Source organism: Kineococcus glutinatus (assembly GCF_039542765.1).
In the GTDB taxonomy this organism is placed as follows: domain Bacteria; phylum Actinomycetota; class Actinomycetes; order Actinomycetales; family Kineococcaceae; genus Kineococcus_A; species Kineococcus_A glutinatus.
Genome location: NZ_BAABIL010000461.1, coordinates 1 through 6,443, shown reverse-complemented (window position 1 = coordinate 6,443; position 6,443 = coordinate 1). Strand labels below are relative to the sequence as shown.

At 76.2% G+C, this 6,443-nt stretch carries 7 protein-coding genes and 1 riboswitch; of the genes, 4 read left to right on the top strand and 3 right to left on the bottom strand.

The genetic code is table 11. The annotated features are described in order from the left end of the window. Nucleotides 1–869: aminotransferase class V-fold PLP-dependent enzyme (locus tag ABEB16_RS16065; RefSeq protein WP_345713232.1), on the bottom strand; the 869-nt coding region annotated here is incomplete at its 3' end. Between the two features lie 37 nt (nucleotides 870–906). Continuing rightward, nucleotides 907–1,021: riboswitch (SAM riboswitch) on the bottom strand. Between the two features lie 361 nt (nucleotides 1,022–1,382). Here ABEB16_RS16065 and ABEB16_RS16060 point away from each other — a divergent pair. The 3 genes from ABEB16_RS16060 to ABEB16_RS16050 all read left to right on the top strand — a co-directional run bounded on the left by ABEB16_RS16060 (nucleotide 1,383) and on the right by ABEB16_RS16050 (nucleotide 4,260). Next, nucleotides 1,383–1,799, top strand: coding sequence for a rhodanese-like domain-containing protein (locus tag ABEB16_RS16060; RefSeq protein ID WP_345713231.1), 417 nt, complete (start codon nucleotides 1,383–1,385; stop codon nucleotides 1,797–1,799). A gap of 26 nt (nucleotides 1,800–1,825) precedes the next feature. Then, complete coding sequence (locus ABEB16_RS16055; RefSeq protein WP_345713233.1) at nucleotides 1,826–3,040, top strand: O-succinylhomoserine sulfhydrylase; 1,215 nt, start codon at nucleotides 1,826–1,828, stop codon at nucleotides 3,038–3,040. 89 nt (nucleotides 3,041–3,129) lie between these two features. Next, on the top strand, nucleotides 3,130–4,260 hold the full coding sequence (locus tag ABEB16_RS16050; protein ID WP_345713230.1) for a 5-methyltetrahydropteroyltriglutamate--homocysteine S-methyltransferase: 1,131 nt from the start codon (nucleotides 3,130–3,132) through the stop codon (nucleotides 4,258–4,260). 57 nt (nucleotides 4,261–4,317) lie between these two features. Here the strand turns inward: ABEB16_RS16050 and ABEB16_RS16045 are convergent, their stop codons facing one another. Beyond that, complete coding sequence (locus ABEB16_RS16045) at nucleotides 4,318–4,938, bottom strand: TetR/AcrR family transcriptional regulator (protein WP_345713229.1); 621 nt, start codon at nucleotides 4,936–4,938, stop codon at nucleotides 4,318–4,320. Nucleotides 4,939–5,016: 78 nt separating this feature from the next. On the opposite strand from ABEB16_RS16045, the gene ABEB16_RS16040 reads away from it, so the two are divergent. Next, nucleotides 5,017–5,748 (top strand): SDR family NAD(P)-dependent oxidoreductase, encoded by a 732-nt coding sequence (locus tag ABEB16_RS16040; RefSeq protein WP_345713228.1) that lies wholly within the window; start codon nucleotides 5,017–5,019, stop codon nucleotides 5,746–5,748. A gap of 43 nt (nucleotides 5,749–5,791) precedes the next feature. On the opposite strand, the gene ABEB16_RS16035 is transcribed toward ABEB16_RS16040, so the two are convergent. Next, a partial coding sequence (locus ABEB16_RS16035; protein WP_345713227.1) for an MFS transporter occupies nucleotides 5,792–6,443 on the bottom strand: 652 nt, incomplete at its 5' end.

The following is a 6,443-nucleotide window of genomic DNA, read 5'->3' as shown; positions in this document are numbered from 1 at the left end:
AGCACGTTGGGCGAACCCGCCTCGTGCCGCTGCGCGCCGCCGGCCCAGCGCACCCCGTCCACCGCGACCTCCAGCGTCGCCCCGCCCCCGGCCAGGTAGGGCTCGGCGGCGTCCAGCCAGTCGCGGCGGCCCACCAGCGCGCCCGCCCCGAACGGCGCGTAGAGCTTGTGCCCCGACAGCGCCACCCAGTCCGCGCCGCAGGCCGCCAGGTCGATGCCGCGGTGCGGGACGAGCTGCGCGCCGTCGACGGCCACCCGCGTGCCGACCGCGTGCGCCGACGCCACGATGCGCGCCAGCGGCAGCACCTCGCCCGTCACGTTGGAGGCCCCCGTCACGGCCAGCAGCGCGTACGGCGTGCGGCGCAGCTCGGCGAGCAGCGCCTCGACGGTGCCGTCGAGGGTGGGCCCGGCCGCCAGCACGGTCGCGCCGCGCCGCTGCCAGGGCAGCAGGTTCGCGTGGTGCTCCAGGTCGCAGACCAGGACGGCCGCACCGGCCGGCACGCTGCGCGCCAGCAGGTCCACCGCGTCGGTCGTGCTGCGGGTGAACACCACGACGTCGTCGGGCCGGGCGCCGGTGAAGGCGGCCACGGCGGCGCGGGAGCGCTCGTGCAGGGCGGTGGTCAGCTGCGAGAGCCAGCCCGCGCCGCGGTGGACGCTGGCGTAGGTGGGCAGCACCGCGGCCACGTGCTCGGCGACGGCGGCCAGCGCCGGAGTGCTCGCGGCGTTGTCGAGGTTGACGTAGCGGACGGTTGCGCCGGTCACCAGCGGTACCCGCACGTCGGCGCCCACCACGGGCAGCAGCGGGGCGATCGTGCCGGTGGGGGCGCCCGCGGCGTCGGCGGCGGGGCGGGGCAGGGTGGCTGTGGACACGGGCGTGCCTTCCGGTCGGGACCGGGGCGCTGCGTCCGGTCCGCGCTTGCCGGTGCCACCTCGGCACCGGCCAGGTCGTCACCCGGGGCACCCCGCCGCGGAGGGAGGGTTGCCGGCCAGCGAGCCGGGGCTTCGCGCTGGCGCTCATGACCTGTGCCGAGCGTGCCACGACCCCGGCCGGGCTTGTCAACCCCGGCTGCGCCGCCGGGCTGAGCGCCCATCTCCGGGTTTCGGCGCTCGGAAGGCCCTGTCCGCGCGCCCATCTCCAGGTTCGGGCGCTCGAAGGCCCCTCCTGGAGCGCCGAAATCCGGAGATGGGCGCTCCGGGGAGGGGACGGGGGCCCGGAGGGTGCGCGGCCGCGGGGCGGGGACGTGCGAGACTGCGACCCCGGGCGCTCGCTACGCTGCGTCCAGCCATCCAGAGCGGCCGAGAGACCTGGCTCCCCGACGCCGCAGCAACCCCCCGCCGGTGCGGGTGCGGGTGCTCCTCCCAGGGCGAGATGGAGGACGACAGGTGAGTTACGCGGGTGACCTGACCCCCGAGGCCGCCTACGAACTGCTCGGCAGCGATGCCGGCGCGGTGCTCGTGGACGTGCGCTCGGACCCGGAGTGGCGCTTCGTCGGCGTGCCCGACGTGTCCGCACACGGCAAGCAGCCCCTCTTCGTGTCCTGGCGCACCGGTGCCCCGGGCGCCGCCGAGGCGTTCGTGGCGGAGCTGGCCGCGGCGGGCGTGCGACCCGACGGCGACACCCCCGTGGTGCTGCTGTGCCGCTCGGGGGTGCGCTCCGTCGCCGCCGCCGAGGCGCTGGCCGCCGCGGGCGCCGGGCGCGCCTACAACGTCGTCGACGGCTTCGAGGGGCCCCTCGACGCCGACGGCCACCGCGGTGGTTCCGGCTGGCGCGCCGCCGGCCTGCCCTGGCGGCAGTCGTGACCGGCCCCGGCGGCGTCCCCCGAGGGGTGCCCGGCCCGGAGGGCCTGCGCGGCTCCACCCCGCCGCTGCGCCCCGACACCCTCGGCGTGCGCGGCGGCATCGCCCGATCGGGCTACCAGGAGACCTCCGAGGCCGTGTACCTCACCTCGGGGTTCGTCTACGACTCCGCCGCGGCCGCCGAGGACGCCTTCACCGGCGAGTCCGACCGCTTCGTCTACTCCCGCTACGGCAACCCCACGGTGGCCGTGTTCGAGGAGCGGCTGCGCAGCATCGAGGGCGCCGAGGCCTGCTTCGGCACCGCCAGCGGCATGTCGGCGGTGTTCACCGCGCTGGCCGCGCTGCTGGGGGCGGGGGACCGCCTCGTCGCCGCCCGCAGCCTCTTCGGCTCCTGCTACGTCGTGTGCGACGAGATCCTGCCGCGCTGGGGCGTGGAGACGGTGTTCGTCGACGGCGAGGACCTCTCCCAGTGGGAGCGGGCGCTGTCGCAGCCGACGACGGCGGTGTTCTTCGAGACCCCGGCCAACCCGATGCAGACCCTCGTCGACATCGAGGCGGTGTCGCAGCTGGCGCACGCCGCCGGCGCGCAGGTCGTCGTGGACAACGCGCTCGTGAGCCCGGTCGCGCAGCAGCCGATCCCGCTGGGCGCCGACGTCGTCGTGTACTCGGCGACCAAGCACATTGACGGGCAGGGCCGGGTCATGGGCGGCGCCGTGCTGGGGCGCGCGGAGTTCGTCGACGGCCCCGTGCGCGAGCTCATGCGGCACACCGGCCCCGCGCTGAGCCCGTTCAACGCCTGGACGCTCACCAAGGGCCTGGAGACCCTCGGGCTGCGGGTGCGCCACTCCAGCGCCTCGGCGCTGCGCGTGGCGCAGTGGCTCCAGGAGCAGCCGGGGGTGCGCTGGGTGCGCTACCCGCTGCTGGAGAGCCACCCGCAGTTCGACCTCGCCAAGCGGCAGATGACCGCCGGCGGCACGATCGTCACGTTCGAGCTGGACGCGCCCGCCGGTCGCGGCAAGGACCGCGCGTTCGAGGTGCTCGACGCGCTGCGCGTCATCGACATCTCCAACAACCTGGGCGACGCGAAGACGCTGGCGACGCACCCGGCGACGACGACGCACCGGCGCCTGGGCGAGGCCGGCCGCGCCGCCATCGGGCTCACCGACGGCGTGCTGCGGATGTCGGTCGGCCTGGAGGACGTCGAGGACCTGCTGGAGGACCTCGCGCAGGCCCTGCGCCGCTGACCGCGCGCAGGCCCTGCGCCGCTGACCGCGCCCGGACCACCACCCGGGAGCACCCGGACCACCCCGCACCACCGCACCTGGAGAGCCCCGTGAGCACCGACGCCCCCGCCACCGACCTGCGCACCCTGCGCGCCGACCACGTGGGCAGCCTGCTGCGCCCCGCGGCCGTGCGCGAGGCCCGCGCCGCCCGCGCCCGCGGCGAGCTGACCGACGAGCAGGTGCGCGCGGTCGAGGACGAGGCGGTGCGCGACGTCGTCCGCAGGCAGGAGGAGGCCGGCCTGCGGGTGGCCACCGACGGGGAGCTGCGCCGCGACTACTGGCACCTGGACTTCGTGTTCTCCCTGCCGGGCGTGGAGCCGGGCCCGGAGGTCCGGGTGCCCTTCCACACCCCCGAGGGGGAGGTCGTGTGGTGGGGTGAGCCGTCCCGGCGGATCACCGGCCCGGTGCGGTTGCAGGACACCGTCTTCGGCCGGGACATCGCCGCGGTGCGGCAGGCGGTGACCACCGCGGCGCCGAAGCTGTCGATCCCGTCGGTGAACCACGTGCACTCCGCCGTCACGCCCGCGGACGTCACCGGCAGCGGCTACGCCGACGTGGCCGCCGCCCTGGCGGACGTGCAGGCGGCCTACCGGGAGCAGGTCCGCCGCCTGGCGCAGGACGGGCTGACGTACCTGCAGGTCGACGACGTCTCCCTCGCCATCCTCGACGACCCCGCGATCCGCGGGCGCCTGGAGGAGGCCGGCTCGAGCGTGGCCGAGGTCGCCGCCCAGCACGTCGACAGCGTCAACGCCACCCTCGCCGGCCGCCCGGAGCACCTGGTCGTGGGCACCCACCTGTGCCGGGGCAACTTCCGCTCCTCGTGGGCGGCCACCGGCGGCTACGAGGCCGTCGCCGAGCAGCTGTTCGGCCGCCTCGACGTGGACCGCTACTTCCTGGAGTACGACGACTCCCGCTCCGGCGGGTTCGAGCCGCTGCGGTTCCTGCCGCCGGGCAAGACGGCCGTCCTGGGGATCGTGACGAGCAAGTCCGCCGCGCTGGAGGACAAGGACGACCTCAAGCGCCGCATCGACGAGGCGGCCCGGTTCGCCCCGCTGGAGCAGCTGGCGATCTCCCCGCAGTGCGGCTTCGCCTCCACCGCCGAGGGCAACGCGCTGACGGAGGAGGAGCAGTGGGCGAAGCTGCGCCTCGTCGTGGAGGTCGCCGAGGAGGTCTGGGGCTGAGCGCCCGCGCGCCGGCCGTCGCCGGCGCGCTCGGGGAGGAGCGTCCGGCGGGTCGCCTCACCCGGAGGTGTCGTACGACCTCAGGTAGCCGAACACCTCCTCCAGCACCGTCCGCAGCCGCTGCGGGTCCCGGGTCGTCCTCGTCAGCAGCAGCGCGCCCTGGATCGTCGCCAGCGTCATGGCCGCCAGCGCCGCGGTGTCGGCGGCCGCGGACAGCAGCCCCGCCGCCCGCAGCCGGTCGAGCGCTGCGGCGATGTCCTGCTCCCAGCGGGTGAACGCCGCGGCCAGCTGCCGGCGGCTCTCGTCGTCGCGCTCGCTGAGCTCACCCGCCAGCGAGCCGACCGGGCAGCCCACCCGGCACCGCGAGGCCACCTGGCCGGCCAGGACCCCGTCGAACCACTCGTGCAGGTCCGCCCAGGAGCGGACGGCGGCGAGCAGTTCCCCCTGCCGGTGCACGACCGTCTCGTCGCGGTGCGCGACGACGGCGCGGACGAGGCCCTGCTTGTCCCCGAAGTAGTGGTACAGCTGGCTCTTGCCCGCGCCGGCCTCCTCGAGCACGGCGTCCACGCTGGTGGCCTCCACGCCCCGCAGGGACATCAGGGCGGCGGCCGCCTCGACGATGCGCTCGCGGCTGTCGCGCCCCTTGGCGGTGCGCGGCGCCGGCGGGGTCCTCGACATGCCCGCAGCCTACCCGTTCTTGTACCGCTCAGTACATTCTGCATAGGTTGTACTGAACGGTACAGATGAGGGGGAACGATGGACCTGCAGGGAACCACCGCGCTCGTGACGGGCGCCACGGCCGGCATCGGCCGCGCCACGGCGGAGGCGCTCGCCGCCGACGGCGCCCACGTCCTCGTCGCCGGCCGCGACGCCGACCGCGCGGCGGAGGTGGTCGAGGCCATCGCGGCCGCCGCCGGGCGGGCGCGGGCCGTCACGGTGGACCTGACGGCGCCCGGCGGGGTGGACGACCTCCTCGAGCGAGCCGGTGAGCACGGCCCGCTCGACGTCCTCGTCAACAACGCCGGCACCTACGCCTTCCTCCCGACCGCCGACACCGACCGGCAGACGTTCGACGCCATGGTCGACCTCAACGTGCGGGTCCCCTTCTTCCTCACCGCCGCCGTCGGCCGTGAGATGGCCGCCCGCGGCAGGGGCAAGATCGTCAACATCTCCAGCGTCGCCGCGCACGTGGGCACACCCAGCTCCGCGGCCTACGGCGCGAGCAAGGCAGCGCTGGAATCGCTCACCCGCTCCTGGGCCACCGAGTTCGGCCCGCACGGCGTCAACGTCAACGCCGTCGCGCCCGGCCCCACCCACACCCTCGGCACCTCCGCCTTCCGCAGCGGGGTCGAGGTGATGATGAAGGACTCCCCGGCCGGTCGCCCCGCCGAGCCGGCCGAGATCGCCCAGGCCGTCCTGTTCCTCGTGCGCAACGACTTCGCGCACGGCACCACCGTCGTCGTCGACGGCGGGCTGGCCATCAGCTGACCGCCGGACCTGCCCGGTCCGCCCCGGCGCGCGGCACCGCCCCTCACGCGGTGTCGCGCGCCGGCACCGTCGTGCGCCCGGCCGACAGCGCACCCGCCACCGCCAGGAGGACCACGGCCGCCAGCACGACGAGCAGCGGGGCCGTCCAGCCGCCGCTCGCGCCGTGCGCGGCACCCACCGCCAGCGGGCCGGTGGCGGCCACGGCGTAACCACCGCACTGCATCGCCGCCGACAGCCGGCGGTTCTCCGCCGCGTCCCGCGCCCGCAGCACCACCGCGACGAACAGCACCGTGATGCCACCGCCCTGCGCGGCCCCCGCCAGGGCGCACCACACCGCCCACGCGGCCGGGGCCAGCAACAACCCCAGCGGCAGGCACGCCCACGCCGCGGCCACGACGAGCACCACCAGCCACGGCCGGCGCAGCCGGTGCAGCAGGACGGGCACCGCGAACGACCCCACGACCGCGCACACCTGGAAGATCGAGGAACTGGCGCCGGCCGCCACCACGTCGAGGCCCTGCTCGTCGGCCAGCAGCGACGGCAGCCACGCCGTGGTGCCGTAGAAGGCGAACGCCTGCCCGGCGAAGGCCAGGGTCAGGCCCCACGCGACCCCCCGGCGCCACAGCGGCCGCGCCGGCGCCGCCCCCACCGCGGTGGCGGCGGGCGGCGGTGCGGGCTCCCGCCAGCCCACGGCG

Bases quoted from the DNA above. Each gene is read 5' to 3' on its own strand.
- ABEB16_RS16045 (WP_345713229.1), bottom strand. From the start codon at position 4,938: ATGTCGAGGACCCCGCCGGCGCCGCGCACCGCCAAGGGGCGCGACAGC.
- ABEB16_RS16040 (WP_345713228.1), top strand. From the start codon at position 5,017: ATGGACCTGCAGGGAACCACCGCGCTCGTGACGGGCGCCACGGCCGGC.